The organism is Micromonospora sp. NPDC049900 (assembly GCF_044461025.1).
GTDB lineage: Bacteria > Actinomycetota > Actinomycetes > Mycobacteriales > Micromonosporaceae > Micromonospora.
Genome location: NZ_JBITKM010000014.1, coordinates 132,477 through 150,999, shown reverse-complemented (window position 1 = coordinate 150,999; position 18,523 = coordinate 132,477). Strand labels below are relative to the sequence as shown.

16 protein-coding genes and 1 pseudogene are annotated in these 18,523 nt (G+C 73.6%); 4 read left to right on the top strand and 13 right to left on the bottom strand.

Going from position 1 to position 18,523, the window contains the following annotated elements:
• Window positions 1-640: 640 nt before the first annotated feature.
• The 3 genes and pseudogenes from ACIBMZ_RS25130 to ACIBMZ_RS25120 all read right to left on the bottom strand — a co-directional run.
• Window positions 641-1,423 (bottom strand): annotated as a pseudogene (locus ACIBMZ_RS25130) (hypothetical protein); the annotation flags it as partial.
• Between the two features lie 86 nt (window positions 1,424-1,509).
• Entirely contained in the window at window positions 1,510-2,235 is a 726-nt protein-coding gene (locus ACIBMZ_RS25125; protein ID WP_396697789.1) for a hypothetical protein, read from the bottom strand.
• A 37-nt stretch (window positions 2,236-2,272) separates the two neighbouring features.
• Window positions 2,273-3,928 (bottom strand): protein kinase, encoded by a 1,656-nt coding sequence (locus tag ACIBMZ_RS25120; protein WP_396697787.1) that lies wholly within the window; start codon window positions 3,926-3,928, stop codon window positions 2,273-2,275.
• Window positions 3,929-4,286: 358 nt separating this feature from the next.
• On the opposite strand from ACIBMZ_RS25120, the gene ACIBMZ_RS25115 reads away from it, so the two are divergent.
• From ACIBMZ_RS25115 to ACIBMZ_RS25105, 3 genes are all read left to right on the top strand, one after another.
• On the top strand, window positions 4,287-5,414 hold the full coding sequence (locus ACIBMZ_RS25115; RefSeq protein WP_396697785.1) for an N-acetylmuramoyl-L-alanine amidase: 1,128 nt from the start codon (window positions 4,287-4,289) through the stop codon (window positions 5,412-5,414).
• Window positions 5,415-5,502: 88 nt separating this feature from the next.
• On the top strand, window positions 5,503-7,077 hold the full coding sequence (locus ACIBMZ_RS25110) for a glutamate synthase-related protein (protein ID WP_396697783.1): 1,575 nt from the start codon (window positions 5,503-5,505) through the stop codon (window positions 7,075-7,077).
• A 136-nt stretch (window positions 7,078-7,213) separates the two neighbouring features.
• Window positions 7,214-7,402 carry a hypothetical protein gene (locus ACIBMZ_RS25105; protein WP_396697781.1) on the top strand — a complete coding sequence of 63 codons (189 nt, stop codon included), beginning with the start codon at window positions 7,214-7,216 and terminating at the stop codon, window positions 7,400-7,402.
• Between the two features lie 29 nt (window positions 7,403-7,431).
• Here ACIBMZ_RS25105 and ACIBMZ_RS25100 read toward each other — a convergent pair whose 3' ends face one another.
• Window positions 7,432-8,115: a hypothetical protein gene (locus ACIBMZ_RS25100; protein WP_396697779.1), complete on the bottom strand. Its 684-nt coding sequence runs from the start codon at window positions 8,113-8,115 to the stop codon at window positions 7,432-7,434.
• A gap of 218 nt (window positions 8,116-8,333) precedes the next feature.
• On the opposite strand from ACIBMZ_RS25100, the gene ACIBMZ_RS25095 reads away from it, so the two are divergent.
• Window positions 8,334-9,047, top strand: a complete 714-nt coding sequence (locus ACIBMZ_RS25095) for a lysoplasmalogenase (protein ID WP_396697777.1) — start codon at window positions 8,334-8,336, stop codon at window positions 9,045-9,047.
• Here ACIBMZ_RS25095 and ACIBMZ_RS25090 read toward each other — a convergent pair.
• From ACIBMZ_RS25090 to dgoD, 9 genes are all read right to left on the bottom strand, one after another.
• Entirely contained in the window at window positions 9,017-9,670 is a 654-nt protein-coding gene (locus tag ACIBMZ_RS25090) for a response regulator (protein WP_396697775.1), read from the bottom strand. The two genes, ACIBMZ_RS25095 and ACIBMZ_RS25090, sit on opposite strands and share 31 nt — an antisense overlap.
• The gene (locus tag ACIBMZ_RS25085) at window positions 9,667-10,938 is read right to left on the bottom strand and encodes a sensor histidine kinase (protein WP_396697773.1); all 1,272 of its coding nucleotides are present in this window, start codon (window positions 10,936-10,938) and stop codon (window positions 9,667-9,669) included. The genes ACIBMZ_RS25090 and ACIBMZ_RS25085 overlap by 4 nt, the downstream gene beginning before the upstream one ends.
• Window positions 10,935-11,504, bottom strand: coding sequence for a hypothetical protein (locus ACIBMZ_RS25080; protein WP_396697772.1), 570 nt, complete (start codon window positions 11,502-11,504; stop codon window positions 10,935-10,937). Before ACIBMZ_RS25080 ends, ACIBMZ_RS25085 begins: the two co-directional genes overlap by 4 nt.
• A 275-nt stretch (window positions 11,505-11,779) precedes the next feature.
• On the bottom strand, window positions 11,780-13,609 hold the full coding sequence (locus tag ACIBMZ_RS25075; RefSeq protein WP_396697770.1) for an AMP-dependent synthetase/ligase: 1,830 nt from the start codon (window positions 13,607-13,609) through the stop codon (window positions 11,780-11,782).
• A gap of 209 nt (window positions 13,610-13,818) precedes the next feature.
• A complete protein-coding gene (locus tag ACIBMZ_RS25070) occupies window positions 13,819-14,385 on the bottom strand; it encodes a gluconokinase (protein ID WP_396697768.1) in 567 nt (188 codons plus the stop codon).
• Window positions 14,375-15,604, bottom strand: a complete 1,230-nt coding sequence (gene manD, locus ACIBMZ_RS25065) for a D-mannonate dehydratase ManD (protein WP_396697766.1) — start codon at window positions 15,602-15,604, stop codon at window positions 14,375-14,377. Before manD ends, ACIBMZ_RS25070 begins: the two co-directional genes overlap by 11 nt.
• A 26-nt stretch (window positions 15,605-15,630) precedes the next feature.
• Complete coding sequence (locus ACIBMZ_RS25060; RefSeq protein WP_396697764.1) at window positions 15,631-16,590, bottom strand: sugar kinase; 960 nt, start codon at window positions 16,588-16,590, stop codon at window positions 15,631-15,633.
• Window positions 16,591-16,734: 144 nt separating this feature from the next.
• On the bottom strand, window positions 16,735-17,370 hold the full coding sequence (locus tag ACIBMZ_RS25055) for a bifunctional 4-hydroxy-2-oxoglutarate aldolase/2-dehydro-3-deoxy-phosphogluconate aldolase (protein ID WP_396697762.1): 636 nt from the start codon (window positions 17,368-17,370) through the stop codon (window positions 16,735-16,737).
• Window positions 17,371-17,372: 2 nt separating this feature from the next.
• Window positions 17,373-18,521 carry a galactonate dehydratase gene (gene dgoD / locus ACIBMZ_RS25050; protein ID WP_350694479.1) on the bottom strand — a complete coding sequence of 383 codons (1,149 nt, stop codon included), beginning with the start codon at window positions 18,519-18,521 and terminating at the stop codon, window positions 17,373-17,375.
• Between the last annotated feature and the right edge of the window lie 2 nt (window positions 18,522-18,523).

Genomic DNA, 18,523 nt, shown 5'->3' with positions numbered 1-18,523 from the left:
CCTTGTTTTGGGGGTTTGGGGCGGGGCCGCCCCCCCCGCCCCCCCCCCCCCCCCGGGGGCCCCCGCCGGGGGGGGGGGGGGGGGGGCCCCGCCCCCCCCCCCCCCGCGAGGTGACGCCGTCGGGTCAGCGCCCGGACGGGCCGTCGTTCTTCGGCAGGATGATCGTCGACTCGCTGTCGTCGGCCGCCGCCCGCGGCGACGGCACGTCCGGGCCGGTCGACGTGACCTGGGTGGTGTCCGGATCATCAGTCGTCGCGGCGGACTGGCGCGGCAACGCGGTCGTGGTGTCCGGATCGTCGTCGACCGGCTGCTGGCGCGGGAACGCCGTGGTGGCCTCCGGGTCGTCGGAGTCCGCCGCCGACTGACGCGGGAACGCGGTGGTGGCGTCGGGGTCGTCGTCCGGGCCCGCCGCCGACTGGCGCGGCAGCATCGTGGTGGGGTCGGTGTCGACGTGGGGCGGGGTGACGATCTGGGTCGCCTCCGGGTCGTCCGACAGCGGCGTACCCGCCGACGTCCCGGTCGCGAACACCGGCGTCGCGGGCGGCGGGTCGGCGGCCGGCGCACCGAAGGTCGCCCCGCCGGGCGGTACGGGTGCCGCCGCCGACTCGGCCAGCCGCCGCTCGGCGGCGATCCGCTGCTCCTCGCGCTCGCGGGCCGCCTGCTCCTCGCGCTCGCGAGCGGCCCGTGCCTCACGTTCCCGGGCGGCCTGCTCCTCACGCTCGCGGCGGTTGGCGGAGTAGGCGCGGGCGTGCTCGGCGATGGTCCGCGACTCCGCCTCGGCCCGGGACAGCCAGGACTCCCAGCGGTTCTGCATCGGACGGATCAGCCCGCCGCCGACCCCGACGACGAGGATGCCGCCGACGGTGGCGAGCACCGCGATCAGCACCGGGGTGGTGACGGCGGTGGCCACGCCGATCTGGTTCAGCGCCGCGATGATGCCGAGCCCGAGGATGAACGCCGAGGCGATGGTGGCCAGCAGCCGGCCGTACGAGAGCCCGCCGAGCGCACCGGAGATCAGGTCCTTGACGGCGCTGGCGATGGCGGCGGCGACCACCACGATGACGATGGCGACGAAGGCCCTCGGCAGCCAGGCGATGACTCCGGCGATCAGGTCGGAGATCGGGTTCGGTCCCCAGATACCGAACGCCAGGTAGAGGGTGAGCAGCAGGATCCCGTAGTACGCGAGCTTCGCCACGATGTCGCTGGCGTCGTACCGGGAACGGGCCAGCGCCCGACGGATGCCGCCGCGTTCGACCGCCCGGTCGAAGCCGACGCGCTCCAACAGCCGACCGACGAGTTTGAGCACCGCCTTGGCGATCAGCCAGCCGGCCACCAGGATCGCCACGAAGGCGACGGCCTTGGGAAGGAAGAGGAGTATGGCGCGGAGGGTGTCCCCCACCGCGTCGCCGAAGTTGTCTCGCATCCGTTGGTCCTTTGCGCGGGCGATCGGTTCGTCCGGCCCGACCTACCCCGGAGCGCCGCGCGAGAAACGTGCCGAGCGTCCGGCCGTCAGCCCGGACAGGAGTACGCCACCTCGGTGACCGCCTGCGCCGACGACGGCGAGACGACATTCACCGTGGCCGTCTCGGTGGTGCTGCCGACCCCGCTGAACGTCCACCGCAGGGTCAGCTCCACGGTCCGCTGCCCCGGGCCGACCCGCTCGGTCAGCAGGGCGCCCGGGGCGCTCCCGGACCGCAGCCACTGGTACTTCACGGTGCCCGGGCGGCCGTTGGTGCGTACCGTGGCGACCACGTCGACGGTGACGTCGCACCGCTGTCCCGCCGGCTCGGGCACGGCGACGCTCACGCCGCTGATCTCCAGGGGACTCAGCCGCTGCCAGATCCAGAACCCGACCGCGACCAGCAGCACCAGGGTGAGCAGAGTGGACAGTACCGACACCGACCGACGCCACAGCGACCTGCGGCGCGGTGCCGGAACGCCTGCCGGCCACGCGGGCGCCGACGGCGGCGCGGCCGGTACGCCGGGACCGAAACGCAGTTCACCGCCGGGTCCGGTGGTCGGTGCCGCGAGCGCACCGCCCCGCGCGGTCGCGGCAGCAGTCGCGTTCGCCGCCTCGGTGCGACCGAGGTCGGCCGTCGGTTCGGCAGCGCCCAGGTGCACGGTCGCCTCGGTGGCGTCCAGGTGGATCGTCGGCTCGCCGCTCGGAGGCGGCGGGGTCCAGGGCGGCGACACCGGTCGGGGTAGGGCGTGGGTCGGCTCGTCGGGCTGGGTCACGGTGGCTCTCCCGGGTCGTCGTGGTGGGCGCGCCCGGTCAGCCCGGCGTGCAGAAGGAGTAGAGGGTGACGTAGGTCGGGTCACCGGTGGTGCTGTTGCCGGCGGCGTCGGTCGCCACCACCGTCACCGGAATCCGGATGGTGTTCGCGGGGCGGGGCAGGTCCGCGAGTACGCCCCGGAAGCGGCTGCCGTCGACCGGGTCCATGCGTCGCTCGTACGACTGCTTCTCGATCGTGTAGCGGAAGCGGACCCGCAGGTCGTCCGCTTCCGCACGGTCGTCCTGCACGAGTGCGGTGACGGTGCTCGCGGTCGGCCCGTACGGGCATCCGGCGGGATCGAGGGTGGTCGGGCTCGCGGCGACCCGACCCACGGTGGGCGCGGTGACGTCCGGTGGCGGCGCGGGGCTGGTGCTCGCCGACGGTGACGGGTCCCCGGTGGGCGGGGCGGGATCGCCGGTGGGCGTCGGCGACCCGGTCGGCGCGGTCGTGGCGGTGCCGCCGGTCGGGGTGGGCGGCGGGACGGACGTCGGGGTGGCGGTGGGGCCGGGCGTGGGCGTGCCGGTCGGCACCGCCTCGGTCGGTGCGGGTGACCCGGTCAGGTCGGTGGTCACCTCGGACGCCGCACCGGTCGGCACCGGCGGTTCCTCCATCGCGTAGCCGAGTCCGGCGCCGCCGACCAGCATCGCCGTCACCAGGCCACCACCGACCAGCGCGGCCCGGGCCCGACCGGTCCGCCGCGACGGCGACCGGCCGCGCGAGCCCTGGTCGGTGCCGGTCGCGCCGAGCGCGGTGGTGGCCACGCTGACGGCCCCGCCGCCGCCGTCCGGGAAGGGGAACAGGGCGGCCAGCAGCGCGGCCCGCTGTGCCAGCTCGCGCAGCCCGCGTTCCTCCCAGTCCGCCCCGTACGCGCCGACGGCCGTCTCCTCCAGGACGGCGAGGAAGACCCGGGCGGGCTGCGGCCGGTCGGCGGGACGTTTGGCCATGCCGTGCCGCAGCAACCCGTGCACCGGTCGCGGGGCTCCGTCGGTGGGGATCGGCGCACGCGCGTGCTGTCGGCGCAGGGTGGCCAGGTCGCCCCCGTCGTACGGGGGACGGCCGGTCAGGCACTCGAAGAAGGTCGCGGTGGCGGCGTAGATGTCGCACGCCGGTTCGGCGGGGGCGCCGGTCCACTGCTCGGGGGCCATGTAACGCGGGGTGCCGGTGACGCTGCCACCGGATTCGGCGCCGACCGGCATGGCGATGCCGAAGTCCGCCAGCTTGCTGGTGCCCTCGGCGGTGACGAGCACGTTCTCCGGCTTGTAGTCGCGGTGCACCACCCCGTGCGCGTGGGCGGCGGCCAGCCCGGCCAATGATCCCTTGAGGACACAGAGCGCCGACTCCGGTGTGGTGGGTCCCTGTGCGCGCAGCATCTGGCGCAGGGAGACGCCGTTCACCAACTCCATCACGATGGCCGCGCCGTCGGGTGCCTCGACGTACTCGTAGAGGCGGCAGACGTACGGGTCGTCGATCTCGGCCAGCAGTCGGGCCTCGTCCCGGAAGGCGTACCGGAACAGCTCGTCGTGGAGCTGACCGGTCAGGTACTTGATGGCTACGGGGGTGCCGGTGGCGTCGTGCACGGCGAGGTCGACGGCGCCGGACGCGCCGGCACCGAGACGCCGGACCAGGGTGTATCCGGGAACCTGCCATCCGCTCATGTCGCCGCTCCCCGCGCTCCGCCCAGCGTGAGGGTGGGCACGCCGCCCATTGTCGCCGTACGCGGCGACGGGATCATCCGCCCGACAGGTGCCGTCGTCGGCCGGGTGGCCGCCCGGCGGCTCGTCCGATCGACGGGGTCGCCACCGGATCGCCGGACGGACGGGGCGCGATGGTCGGTCTCGGACACGTCGTCAGGGGTAGCACCTCGGGTCAACACCCGCCGCACGAGCGGTGTGGGCGCGTGCGGATGTCGACCTGCGTCGACCTCTGGCATCAACCACGGTGATGGCAATATCCTCCATCTCAACAGCAGTTGATGGAGCTGGTTTTCGGACGCGCCGTCCCGGAGGAGACACCATGCCTAGCGAGCACACCGAGTGGGACCGCCGGACGATGCTGCGCGCGGGCCTGGGCGCCGCCACGGTCGCCGTCGTCGGGACCGGCCTCGCCCGCCCCGCACCGGCCCGGGCGGGCGACGACCTGGACTGGATCATCGGCTGCGACGAGTGGGGCGCCCGCCCGCCGACCGGTCCGCTGTCGGTCAGCGCGACGCCCACCAACAAGATCATCGTGCACCACATGGCCTTCCCCAACGTCACCGACCACTCGCGGGAACGGGCGGTCGCGCTCGCCCGGGAGTGCCAGGACCTGCACGTCGACGGCAACGGCTGGTCGGACACCGGCCAGCACTTCACGGTCAGCCGGGGCGGGTACGTCCTGGAGGGCCGGCACGGCAGTCTGGACCGGCTGCGGGCCGGTGACCGGCAGATGGTCGCCGCGCACTGTCCCGGCGAGAACGGCCGGGCCATCGGCATCGAGAACGAGGGCACGTACGTCGACCAGACCCCGCCGACCGCGCTGCTGGACTCACTGGTGCGGCTCTGCGTGGCCGTCTGCCGCCGGTACGGGTTGCACGCGCACGACATCTTCGGACACTGGGACTTCCGCACCACCCAGTGTCCCGGCGCGGCCTTCTACCGGCAGTTCCCGATGCTGCGCCGCCAGGTCTTCCGGGTCCTGGGCACGCGGCGGCGCGACGTGCCGGCCCGCCGCTGGCCGGATGTGTGGCGCTTCGTCAACGCCCCGACCGTCCGGGTGGCGCAGTACCTGCTCGCCCACCACGGCTACCCGGTCGCGCCGACCGGCACCTTCGACCCGGCCACCGTGACGGCGGTGCAGGACTGGCAGGCCCGCCAGGGGTTGCCGGTCGACGTCGACGCCACGCTGACCGCCGCCACCTGGGAGACCCTCGCCCCGGACCTGGACCGACGCAGCGTCGGCCTGCCGGTCACCGCCGCGCAGGACCTGCTCGCCGTCAAGGGGTACGCGGACGTGACGCCGACGGGAGTGCTCGACGCGCCGACCCGACGGGCGGTCCGCGATCTCCAGGCGCTGCACCACCTGCCCCGCACCGGCACCGTCGACACCGGCACCTGGTGCGCCATCGTCGGCGGAGTGGTGCGGCAGTCCCTGGTCCGCGGCTGAGTCCGCGCCGGGAGGTCGACCGGCGCGGGCGGACCCGGCTGCGCCGCCGGGACGTTTGACCTGGCCCGGAGTCGGAAAGTGTGGCGGGATGAGATGGGCTCGTCACGCCGTACCCGCCGCCGTCGCCGCGCTCGCCGCGCTCGCCGCACGCGATCTGCTCCAACGCGAACACGCGCTGCGCCGCAACTTCCCGGTGCTCGGCCGGGCACGCTACCTGTTGGAGTCGATCGGGCCGGAGCTGCGGCAGTACATCGTCGCCGGCAACAACGAGGAACGCCCGTTCACCCGCGACCAGCGCCGCTGGGTGTACGCCTCGGCGAAACAGGAGAACAACTACTTCGGTTTCGGCACCGACAACGACATCGAGTACACCGCCGGTTATCCGATCATCAAGCACCGCACGTTCGGGCGGCCGGTGCCCCCGTCGATCCCGACCATGGGCCACGACGTACGGCTGCCGGTCGCCAAGGTGCTCGGGGCCGCCCGGGGTCGAGCCCGCGCCTTCCGGCCCCAGTCGGTGGTGACCATCAGCGGGATGAGCTTCGGTTCACTGTCCGGCCGGGCCGTCGAGGCACTCAACCGGGGCGCGGCGCTCGCCGGTTGCCTGCACAACACCGGCGAGGGCGGGGTGTCGCCGTACCACCGCAACGGAGGTGAACTGATCCTCCAGATCGGCACCGCGTACTTCGGGTGCCGCGACGACCGGGGCCGGTTCGACCTGGCCCGGCTCAAGGACGTGGTGGCCGCCAACCCGGTCCGGGCGTTGGAGATCAAGCTCAGCCAGGGTGCCAAGCCGAGCCTCGGCGGGCTGCTGCCGGCGGCGAAGGTCTCCGCGGAGATCGCCGAGACCCGGGGCATCCCGGTCGGCCGGGACTGCGTGAGCCCGTCCCGGCACGCCGAGTTCTCCGACTGCGACAGCCTGCTGGACTGGGTGGAGCTGCTGGCCGCCGAGACCGGCCTGCCGGTCGGCATCAAGTCCGCCGTCGGCGACCTGGGGTTCTGGACCGAGCTGGCCGACCTGATGCGGGACACCGACCGGGGCGTCGACTTCGTCAGCGTCGACGGCGGCGAGGGCGGCACCGGCGCCGCACCGATGATCTTCACCGACTCGGTGTCACTGCCGTTCCAGCAGGGCTTCGCCCGGGTCTACCCGATCTTCGCCGAGCGCGGCCTGCACGAGCAGGTGGTCTTCGTCGGCGCCGGCAAGCTCGGCCTGCCCGACAACGCGGTGGTCGCGTTCGCGCTCGGCTGCGACATGCTCGCCGTCGGCCGGGAGGCGATGCTGGCGATCGGCTGCATCCAGGCGCAGAAGTGCCACGACGACAGTTGCCCGACCGGTGTCGCCACCCAGAACGCCTGGCTCGCCCGAGGTCTGGACCCCACGTCGAAGGCCGAGCGCGCCGCGCACTACATCAAGACCCTGCGCCGCGACCTGATGAAGGTGGCCGAGGCATGCGGGGTGGAACACCCCGGTCTCATCGACGCCGACTCCGTCGAGATCCTCGGCGGCCGTACCAGCTCGACCCCGCTGCGCGAGGTGTACGGCTACCAGCCGGACTGGGGTCTGCCGTCTGCCGCCGACCGGAAGGCGATCGTGGACCTGATGTCCACCGAGGCCCCGCAGGGCGGCAGCGCTCCCCCGTCCCGGACCGCCCGCAGATGAGTCGCCGCCCGCGCTGACCGACGATCCGTCCCAGGCCACCACCGCCCTTAGTACAGATGCGCGAGGATGGCGACGTGCCGGACGGCCTCGGGCGGCGCTGCCCGAGATCGAGCGACGCGGGGTCACGCTGATCGGGGTGGCGGTCGGTAATCTCGCCGACGGGCACGTGCAGCTCACGTTGCCCTGGCGTGCCACGCCGCCCACGGCGGAAGCGGACGCTGCGGCCGACGCGGTCCGGGACCGGTTCGGCGCGACCGCGGTGACCCGTGGCGCGCTGCTCGGCCGCGACACCGGCCCGGAGATGCCGCTGCTGCCCGACCCCTGACCCGTATCGACGTGGGGCCCGAGGCGCGGTCACCGCAGGAGCCGGGAGTCCCCCTCGGCGGCGGAGAGGGCGGGTGCGGCGATGCCCGCGCCGGAACCGACGTCGCCGGCCCGATCGAGGCGGGGATGCGGGGCGAGCCGCCAGAGCCCGGCCGCCGGACGCCCGTCCGCCCGGACCAGACGGCACCGTTCACGGTAGCCGACGCGGTGGTAGAGGCGGTGGTCGGCACCGTGGTGCGCCTCGGCGTAGGTGGGCATACCGAGCGTGTCCATCCACTGGTGACTCGCGGCGAGGACCGTGGCGGCCTGCCCCGCCCGGTCGGCGTCCGGCGGCGCGGCGAGCAGGGCGAGGTGCTGGTGGGGCTCCTCGGGACGCCGCGCGGCGAGGGCCTCGTCGAACCGGCGGAAGCGTACGGCGTGCTCGTCGCAGGCGTCGTCGAGCCGCTCGTCGTACCGGGGCGGGGGCGGGATCGGTCGGTACCGGTGGAACCAGACGGTGGCTGCCGACCCGTTCGCGAGCAGGTACGCGTCGCCGAAGAGCAGCGCGTGTTCGACCCAGATCCGGGCCACCGCGGCGAGGACGGCGGCCCGCCGTCGCCGATCGGGTACGAGCCACGCCCCGGCGCTGGTCGGCGCGACGGTGGCGGTGACGAGGTCGACGATCCAGTCGATGTCGCTCCAGCGGGCGCGGTGAACCGGCGGGGTGACCTGCACGAGAGCTCCTGTGTCGTCGGGCCGGTCTGCTTCGGGTGACGCGGACGCCGATACGGGCCGGGCCGTGGGGTCACGGTCGGCGAACGCGAACGACTTTAACCCGCAGCGATCGCCCGGTCACAGATTGCTCGGTGTGTCGCGACACCGACACTTCACGGATACTGGTCCCGCCAGTTCACGGCTCGCTGACCGATTCCCCCAGAAAGGACAGCCGCGACATGACCCGCCCGACCCGAGGCACCGGCCCGACGAGCAGGCCGGCGGACCGTACGCGCCGGCCCGACCGGCCGGAGCCCGGTCGGGCCTGGCTCGGGGCGTTCCTGGTGGTGGCGATCGTGGAGCTGGTCGCCGTGGCGGTCGACGCGACACCGGTGCAGTGGCTGGCCAAGCCGCTGCTGGCGCCGCTGCTGCTGGTCTGGCTGTGGTGGGTACGCGGACAGCGCGGCCCGGTCGCCGTCGCGCTGGTCTTCGCCACCGCCGGTGACATCGCGCTGCTGGTGCCGGGAGAGGTCGCGTTCCTGGTGGGGATGGGCTGCTTCCTCGGTACGCAACTGGCGCTGATCACCGCGTTCGTCGGCCATCGGCGACCGCCGGTGCCCGCGCTCGCCGCTTACCTGCTGCTCTGGGCGGGCGCGATCGCGCTGCTGTGGCCGCGCCTCGGCGACCTGCGCTGGCCGGTGCTCGGGTACGGCCTGGCGCTGAGCCTGATGGCCGCGACCGCGACCGCCGTCAACCGTCGGGTGGCCGTCGGCGCCGCGCTGTTCCTCGTGTCGGACCTGCTGATCGGCCTCGACGCGGCCGGCACCACGTGGCCCGCGCACGGGGTGCTGGTGATGACGACCTACAGCGCGGCCCTGCTGCTGATCACCACCGGCTGGGCGGCGCGCGTCGCCGGGCCGGATCAGACCGGCGGCATCAGCCCGCCCCGGTAGGCGGCGGCGACGGCCTGGGCGCGGTCGCGTAGTCCGAGTTTCATCAGGACCCGGCCGACGTGTGTCTTCACCGTCGCGTCGCCGATGTGCAACCGGGCGGCGATCTCGGCGTTGGACAGTCCGTGCGCCATCTGCACCAGCACCTGCCGCTCCCGGTCGGTGAGCCGGTCCAGCTCGGCGGTGGTGGGCGCACGGTGCTCGCCGAGCGCCGCGAACTCGGTCAGCAGCGTCCGGGTCACCGCCGGGTCCAGCCACGCCTCCCCGGCCGCGACCGCGCGGACCGCCATGGTCAGCTCGTCGGGCACGGCGTCCTTGAGCAGGAACCCGGACGCACCGGCCCGCAACGCGGCGCGGACGGCGTCGTCGACGTGGTAGGTGGTCAGGACCAGCACCCGCACCTCGGCGGCGTCGGCGGTGATCTGGCGGGTGGCGGCCACCCCGTCGGTGCCCGGCATCCGTACGTCCATCAGCACCACGTCGGGGCGGATCCGGCGGGCCAGCTCGACCGCGGCGGCACCGTCGTCACACTCGCCGACCACCTCGATGTCCGCCTCGGCGGCGAGCAACATGGCGATCCCGGACCGCACCAGCGGTTGGTCGTCGGCCAGCAGCACCCGGATCACGAGGTCGCCGCCACCGTCGGTGCGGCGCGCAGCGGCAGGCGCGCGTACACCCGGAAGCCCGCGTCCGGCAGCGGCCCGGCGGCCAGCTCGCCGCCGACCACGGCGACGCGCTCGCGTAGACCCAGCAGACCCCGACCGGTCGACGGCAGGCCGCCGGAGGCCGTGCCGCCGGTGTCGCGGACCTCGACCTCCAGGTCGTCGCCCCAGGTGAGGCGCACGATGGCGGTGGCCTGCGGGCCGGCGTAACGGGCGGCGTTGGTCAGCGCCTCCTGCACCGTGCGGTAGGCGGCCAGGCCCACGCTCGGGTCCACCGGGCGTGGCCGACCGTCGACGGTCACGGTGACCGGCAGTCCGGCGTCCCGCATCCGGATCACCAGGTCGTCGATCTCGGCGGGCCCGGGGTGCCGGTCCTCGGCGGGTGCCGGCGCGTCGCCGGGCGCGATGACGGCGAGCATCCGCCGCAGTTCCTCGACGGCCTGCCGGCCGACCTGCTCGATGTGGGCGAGCGCCTGACCGGCCCGGTCCGGGTCGGTGGCCACGATCCGGCGGGCACCGCCGGCCTGCAACAGCATCACCGTGACGCTGTGCGCGACGATGTCGTGCAACTCGCGGGAGATCCGGGCCCGCTCGTCGGTGACCGCCCGCTGCGCCTCGAGAACCCGCAGCCGCTCGGCGGCGGCGAGCCGACGCCGGTTGCTGCCGGCCCACCGGCCCAGCGCCCACACCCCGGCGACGACCGTGGCGTAGACCAGGGCCAGACCGACGAAGACGGCGGTACGGCGGCCGGCGTCCTCCCGTCCCGCCAGCCACGCCTCGTTGGCGGCGATCACCAGGTACGGGGCCAGGGCCGGGACGGTGGCCCAGGCGCGGTCGGCCGGCGCGTGGGCGCCCACCGCGTACAGGGCGACCAGCACGCCGAGCACCGGCTGGTAGCCGGGCACCAGCGCGGTGCCGACCAGGCCGAGCGCCCACACCAGCGCGAACACGGTGACCGGCGCCCGGCGACGCCAGAGCAGGGCGACCGGGGCGAGCGCCGCGAACGCCGCCAGCAGGAGCGTCGAACCGTCGGGCCCGGCCTGGGCCAGGTCGGAACCGGCGGTGGAGAACAGCGCCAGGTCGAGCACCCAGACCGCCGTGGCGACCAGGACGTCCCGCCCGGCCAGCCGGTGGGTACGGTCCGACGGGTCCACCGCCCCGACCGCCGCCGACTCGGGCCCGACGGCCGGTGCGGGCGGTGACCCGATCGGCGGGCCGGGCGGGGTGGTCATCGGGGGCCGTGCGGCTGGCAGAAGCAGAAAAGGATGCAGAAGCCGCCGGTCAGGTCGCGCATCGTGTCGAACCGGTGCTCGGCGCGGCGCGGCTCGCGTTGGGCCTGCTCCAGGTCACCGGCCCGGCGCAGCAGGTCGTCGTCGATCAGGTGGATGTCGTCGCGGACGATCTCCTGCCGACGCAGCGCCTCCCACAGGTCACCACCGGCGGCCTCGATCGCCTCGGCCAGGGCGGCCGGTTCGGCGGGCCCGACCTGCGTCCGGTAGCCGGAGGTCCGGCCGAGGGAGGCGACGAGCGCCAGCGGCGCCCGGTCGGTCAGCCCGAACCGCCGCCACTTCCACACCGGCGCCACCTCGACCGGCAGGTGGTTGTCGAGACCGGCCGGGAAGATCACGACCTCGAGGTCGGCGTGCGGGTCGAACAGCGGCTTCGGCGGGTCGGGTACGAGCACCTGGTCGCCGTCGATCAACACACCGGCGGCGAGGTGACCGGCTGCCCGGTCGGTCGCACGACGGTCCTGGATGGAAACTCTGATCTCGGCGCGGATGGCCGTGTCGACGCACACTCTGGTTCCTCCGGTGCAGCGGGTGCGTGAACCGTAGGCCGAAAACGATCATCCGGCTGTCAGATACCGACACCGGATCCGTCCTTCTGCCGCTTGACACCTCCCCCCTTCACCCGATCCGCTCCCTCCCCCACCGCCCCCACCCCCGTCGCCCCCGTCGCCCCCCTCACCTCGTCGCCGCGTTGATCAAGAAGTTTGAGTCCCGTTTCCTCGTGGATCGGGACCCAAACTCCTTGATCAACCCGGTGAGGGGGTGGGGGTGGGGGGTGGGGGGGTTAGGGCTTGGGGTAGAGGGCGGCTATGTCGTCGGCGAAGTGGGACTCGACGGCGCTTCTCTTGATCTTGAGGGTGGGGGTCAGTTCGCCGTCGTCCTCGGTCAGGTCTCGGGCCAGGATGCGGAAGGTCTTGACCTGTTCGGCGCGGGACACCGTGCGGTTGGCCCTGTCGACGGCGTGCTGGATCTCCCCGCGCAGGTGCGGATCGTCGCGCAGGGACGCCAACGAGGCACCGGAGTGCCCGTGGCTCTCCCGCCACCGCAGCCACGCCTGCGGGTCGACGGTGACCAGCGCGCCCACGTAAGGACGCCCGTCGCCGACCAGCATCGACTGGCTGACCAGGGGGTGCGCGCGGATGAGTTCCTCGATCGGCGCGGGCGCGACGTTCTTGCCCGCCGCAGTCACCATGATCTCCTTCGTGCGGCCGGTGATGCGCAGGAAACCGTCGTCGTCGAGCCGACCGAGGTCACCGGTGCGCAGCCACCCGTCGTCGGTCTTCGCCTCCCGGGTGGCCTCGGGATTGTTCCAGTACCCCGGGAACACCACCTCGCTGCGGACGTGGATCTCCCCGTCGTCGGCGATGCGGACGCGCACCCCGGGCAGCGGCCGACCGACCGTACCGATCCGGATCGCGGTCGGCAGGTTGGCGGCGAGGGCCGGGGAGGTCTCGGTCAGTCCGTACCCCTCCAGCACGGTGATACCCGCGCCCCGGAAGAAGTGTCCGAGCCGCTCCCCCAGCGGTGCCCCGCCGACGATCGCCATCCGGCACCGCCCGCCGAGGGTGGCCCGCAGCCGGCGGTACCCGACGAGGTCGAACACCAGGTGGGCCAGGCGCAGCGGCAGTCCGGGCCCGCCCGGGTGGTCCAGGGCTCGGCTGTACCGTACGGCCACCTTCTCGGCGAGGGTGAACAGCGCGCCCCGGTGGCCGTCCTGCGCCGCCTGCCGGGCCTGGTCGTACATCTTCTCGAACATGCGGGGCACGGTGAGGATGAACGTGGGCCGGAAGCGGCGGAGCTGGTCGAGCACCCCGGACATGTCCGCGCTGTGCACCATGGTGGCCCGGGTGTGCACCATGCCGATCTGGATCAGCCGGGCGAAGGCGTGCGCCAGCGGCAGGAACAGCAGCGTCGACGCGCCGGGGTGCAGCAGTTCGGGCAGCACGGCGGTGGCGTTGCCGACGTCGGTGGAGATGTTGCGGTGGGTCAGCACGCAGCCCTTCGGCGCGCCGGTGGTGCCGCTGGTGTAGACGATCGTGGCGATGTCCCGGCCGGTCACCGCGGCGCGCCGACGGTCCACCTCGTCGGCGTCGACGGCGCGCCCCCGGGCGGTCAACGTGATCAGGTCACCGGCGTCGATGCGCCAGGTCTGCCGCAGCTCGGGCAGGTCCGGCCGCAGGCCGGTCACCGTGGCGGCGTGGTCGGCGGTCTCCACCACACAGCCGACCGCGCCGGAGTCGCCGAGGATCCACCGGATCTGGTCGCTGGATGAGGTGTCGTAGATCGGCACGGTGACCGCGCCGATGGACCAGAGCGCGTAGTCGACCACGGTCCACTCGTACCGGGTCCGGCTGAGCAGCCCCACCCGGTCGCCGTGCGCGATGCCGACCGCGAGGAGGCCCCGGGCCAGCGCCAGCACGTCGTCGCGGAACTGCCGGCAGGTCACCGGCAGCGGGCCACCGCGCCCGGAGCGCCGCACCGGCCAGGACCGTGGGTCGGGATCGGGGCGTACGAACTGGACGGCGTCCGGGTCCTCGGCCGCGTTGCGCCACACCCGGTCGGCCAGGCTGCCGTCCTCGCCGCCGACGATCGGATCAACCGCTGTCTCCCGCACGCGCGCCCACCTGCCGTCGAGTCCCCGTCCGGCTGATGGTGACCGGGCGGTCCGAGCCCGGTCCCGGGAACGCGAGAACCCGTCCCGTGCCGTCCGGCACGTGCTAGGGCCGCACCCCGCCGCCCGGCGATCGATTCGAGGGAACGCGGACGGCGGTGGCCCGGCCGGGACAAGCCGGGACCACCGCCTCCCACGCGCCGTCCGGCGGGCTACGCCGGAGGCTCGGCCACCGCGGGTACGCCGGCGGCCAGGTCACGCACCGGCAGCCCGAGTCGCCGCACCGCCGCCTCGATCAGTTCCCCGGTGGTGAGTTGCAGGTCGAGCACCACGCCACGCTCGTCCCGCCAGAGCGGTTCCAGCGTCGCGGTCTGCGAGTCCAGCAGGCTCGCCGGCATGTAGTGGTCGGCCCGCAGCGACATCCGTTGCCGGATCGTCTCGGTCGGCCCGTCCAGGTGCAGGAAGTCGACGCTCGGCGGGCCCTGCCGCAGCACGTCCCGGTAGGAGCGTTTCAACGCCGAGCAGGCCAGCACCGTCGACACGCCCTCCCGGTGCCGGTCGGCCATCCACCCGGCGAGAGCCCGCAGCCACGGCCAGCGGGCGTCGTCGTCCAGGGGTACGCCCGCCCGCATCCGCGCCACGTTGGCCTCGGAGTGGAACTCGTCGGCCTCGGCGAACACCAGCCCGGTGAGCGCGGCGACGCCCCGGGCCACGGTCGTCTTGCCCGCGCCCGACACCCCCATCACCACGATGTGCCGGGTCGACGGGTCACCAGTCATGGACCGTGCCGTCCGACAGCCGGTTGAACGGCAGGTAGGCCGGCTGGTACGGGTACCGCGCGGCGGCCTCCTCGTCCAGTTCCACGCCGATGCCCGGCTGCTCGCCCGGGTGCAGGTAGCCGTCGGCGAAGGTGAACGACTGGCGGAACACCTCGTTGGTGAGCGGGCCGTGCCGCATGTACTCCTGGATGCCGAAGTTGTGGATGGCCAGGTCGAGGTGCAGTGCGGCGGCCATGCCGACCGGCGAGATGTCGGTGGGGCCGTGGATGCCGGACTTGATCTGGTACTGCGCGGCGAAGTCGAGCAGCTTGCGCATCGCCGTGATGCCACCGGTGTGGGTGACGGCGGAGCGCACGTAGTCGATGAGCTGCTCCCGGATCAGGGTCTGGTAGTCCCACACGGTGTTGAAGATCTCGCCGATGGCCAGCGGGGTGGTGGTGTGGTGGCGCACCAGCCGCAACGCCTCCTGGTTCTCCGCCGGGGTGCAGTCCTCCAGCCAGAACAGGTCGTACGGCTCCAGCGCCTTGCCCAGCTTGGCGGCCTGGATCGGGGTCATCCGGTGGTGGCCGTCGTGCAGCAGCGGCAGCTCCGGACCGAACTCACTGCGGACCGCCTCGAAGACGCCGGGCAGGTGCCGCAGGTACGCCCGGGTGTCCCAGTCCTCCTCGGCCGGCAGCGGGGTGCGCTGGGCCGGCTCGTAGTCGTAGCGCTTGCCGCCGGTGCTGGGCTGCGCGGCGACTCCGTACACGGCGTTGATGCCGGGCACCGACGTCTGCACCCGGATCGACCGGTAGCCCTGTTCGAGGTGCGCGCGGATCGAGTCGAACAGCTCCGGCAGGTCCCGCCCGGAGGCGTGCCCGTACGCCATGATGCCGGTCCGGGACGCGCCACCGAGGAGCTGGTAGAGCGGCATCCCGGCGGCCTTGGCCTTGATGTCCCAGAGCGCCACGTCGACTGCGGCGATGGCGGCCATGGTCACCGGTCCCCGCCGCCAGTACGCCGAGCGGTAGAGGAACTGCCAGGCGTCCTCGATGCGGTGCGCGTCCCGGCCGATCAGCAGCGGGACGACGTGGTCGCGCAGGTACGAGGCGACCGAGAGTTCACGCCCGTTGAGTGTGCCGTCGCCCAGGCCGGTGATGCCATCCTCGGTTGTGATCTTCAAGGTGACGAAGTTGCGGTCCGGACTGGAGACGATGACGTCTGCAGCGACGATCTTCACGAGGGTGCCTTTCTCGCAGGTGATGCTCAGCGAAGGGTGGTGCCGGCAGCGCTGCCGGTGATCAGGGACAACTCGTCGCGGCGGGGTAGGCCCTCCCAGTCGCCGTGTCCGGCGACCGCGAACGCCCCGAGCGCCACCGCGCGCCGGAGCCGGTCGGTCAGGTCCAGCCCGTCCAGGTGCCCGGAGAGATAGCCGGCGGTGAACGCGTCACCGGCACCGACGGTGTCGACGGCGGTGACCGGCACCGCCGGCACGTGCTGCACACCATCCACGGTGTACGCACGGACGCCGTCGGCACCGAGCTTGACCAGCACCGTCGACACTCCCCGCCGCAGCAGGTCGGCGGCGGCATCGCGCTCGTCGGCCCCGGCCTCGGCGACCAGGTCCAGCTCGTCGGTGGAGGCCACCACGACCGAGGCGTACCCGGCCAGCGGGGTCAGGGTCGCCCGGGCCTGCTCCCGGGACCAGAGGCCGGCCCGGTAGTTGACGTCCAGGCTGACCGCGATGCCGGACTCGGCCGCGGTGCGGACCGCCCAGCTCACCGCGGCCCGCGCGCCCTCGGACAGGGCCGGGGTGATCCCGCTCAGGTGCAGCAGGCGGGCACCGGCGGCGAGCGGCGCGCGCAGGTCGTCGACGTCGAGCGCCGAGCCCGCCGAACCGGCCCGCAGGTAACGCACCCGGGACACGTCGGCGGTCCGCCGCTCCAGGAACATCACCCCGGGCGGGCGCTGCGGGTCCCGCCGGACGTCGGCGGTGTCGACGCCCTCGGCCCGCAACTGCCGCAGCACGAACTCGCCCAGCTCGTCGTCGCTGACCCGGCCCGCCCAGGCCGCCCGGTGACCGAGCCGCGCCACGCCGATGGCCACGTTGGACTCGGCACCGGCCAGGTGCATGGTCAACGGTCCACCGGCCGCCAACGGGCCGGACGACCGCAACGACACCAGCGCCTCACCGACCGTGAGCAGATCCCGCCGACGCTCGCTCATGCCGTCGCTCCGCTGCGCTGCGCACCGTCATGAGACACCAGAACACGATGATTCACTCGCTGACGCTCGCTCATGCCGTCACTCCGCTGCGCTGCGCGCCACCATGAGACACCAGAACACGATGATTCACTCGCTGACGCTCGCTCATGGCCGCAGTTCCCGCACCGCGTCGAGGTAGCGGCGGGCGCGGTCGCGCAGGGCGTCGAGGTCGCCGCCGGAGGCGGCGTCGCCCACCAGCGGGCCGCCGACGCCGACCGCGATCGCGCCGACCGCCAGGTAGGCGGGCATCTCGGCCAGTCCGACCCCGCCGACCGCGACGAACGGGATGTCCGGGAACGGGTCGCGGAGCGCCCTGAGGTACCCGGGTCCACCGACCGAGGCCGGGAAGAGCTTGACCACGCTCGCCCCCGAGCGCACCGCCGTGTACGCCTCGGTGGGGGTCAGTGCGCCGGCCGCGACCGGCAGGCCCCGCCGGGCCGCCTCGACGATCGACTCGACCACGGCCGGCGTCACCACGAACTGCGCGCCGGCCGCCGCCACGTCCGCGACGTCGGCCCCGGTGAGCACCGTGCCGGCGCCGACGAACGTGTCGGCCGGGGCGTCGGCCCGGATGGCCGCGATGGCATCGAGCGCGTTCGGGGTGGTCAGGGCCACCTCCACCGCGCGTACGCCCTCGGCCAGCAGGGCGGTGCCGGCGGCGACGGCGGCGGCGGTGTCGGTGCCCCGGATGATGGCCAGCACCCGGGAGCGGGTGAGTTCGGCGGTCAGGTCGAAGGTCATCCTCACCACTCCGCGTACGAGCCGTCGGGGTGTCGGAACATCGGGCTGCGCCAGGCGTGGCCGCGCTTGTCGGCCGCCCGCACCGCCTGCTCGTCGATCTCGATGCCCAGCCCCGGTGCGGTCAGTCGCTGCACGTACCCGTCGACGAAGGTCAGCGGCTGCTGGTCGACGCAGTAGTCGAGCACCTCGGCCCCGAGGTTGTAGTGGATGCCGATGCTCTGCTCCTGGATCAGGTAGTTCGGCGTGGCGAAGCCGACCTGGAGGCAGGCGGCCAGCGCGATCGGCCCGAGCGGGCAGTGCGGGGCGAGCTGCACGTCGAACGTCTCGGCCAGCGCCGCGATCTTGCGTACCTCGGTGATGCCACCGGCGTGCGCGAGGTCCGGCTGGGCCACCGCGATACCGGCCTGGAGCACCGGCAGGAACTCCTGCCGGTTGTACAGCCGCTCCCCGGTGGAGACCGGCGTGCTGGTGGAGCGGACGAACTCGCCGATCAGGTGCGAGTTCTCCGGCACCACCGGCTCCTCCAGGAACAGCGGCCGGAACGGCTCCAGCAGCGGTGCGACCCGACGGGCGTTGGCCAGGGTGAACCGGCCGTGGAAGTCGACCGCCACGTCCCGCTCGTCCCCGAGCACCTCCCGGGCGGCGGCGACCCGCTGCACCACCGCGTCGAGTTCGGCGACGGAGGCGAGCGGGCTCATCCGCCCGGACGCGTTCATCTTGACCGCGGTCAGACCGGACTCGACCCGTGCGGCGATGTGGTCCCGGACCTCGTTCGGCTCGTCACCGCCGACCCAGCCGTAGACCCGGATCCGGTCCCGGACGGGCCCACCGAGCAACTGGTGCACGGGCGCACCGTACCGCTTGCCGGCGATGTCCCAGAGCGCCTGGTCGAGTCCGGCCACGGCGCTGGCCAGGATCGCCCCGCCGCGATAGAAGGAGCCCTTGGTCATCACCTGCCAGTGGTCCTCGATGCGCAGCGCGTCCTGCCCGACGAGCAGCTCGGAGAGCTGCTCGACGGCGGTGCGGACGGTCTCCGAGCGGCCCTCGCAGGTGGCCTCGCCCCAGCCGACGATGCCGTCGGTGGTCTCCACCCGCACGAACAGCCAGCGGGGGGCGACGAGGAACGTCTCGACACGGGCAATGGTGGTCATGA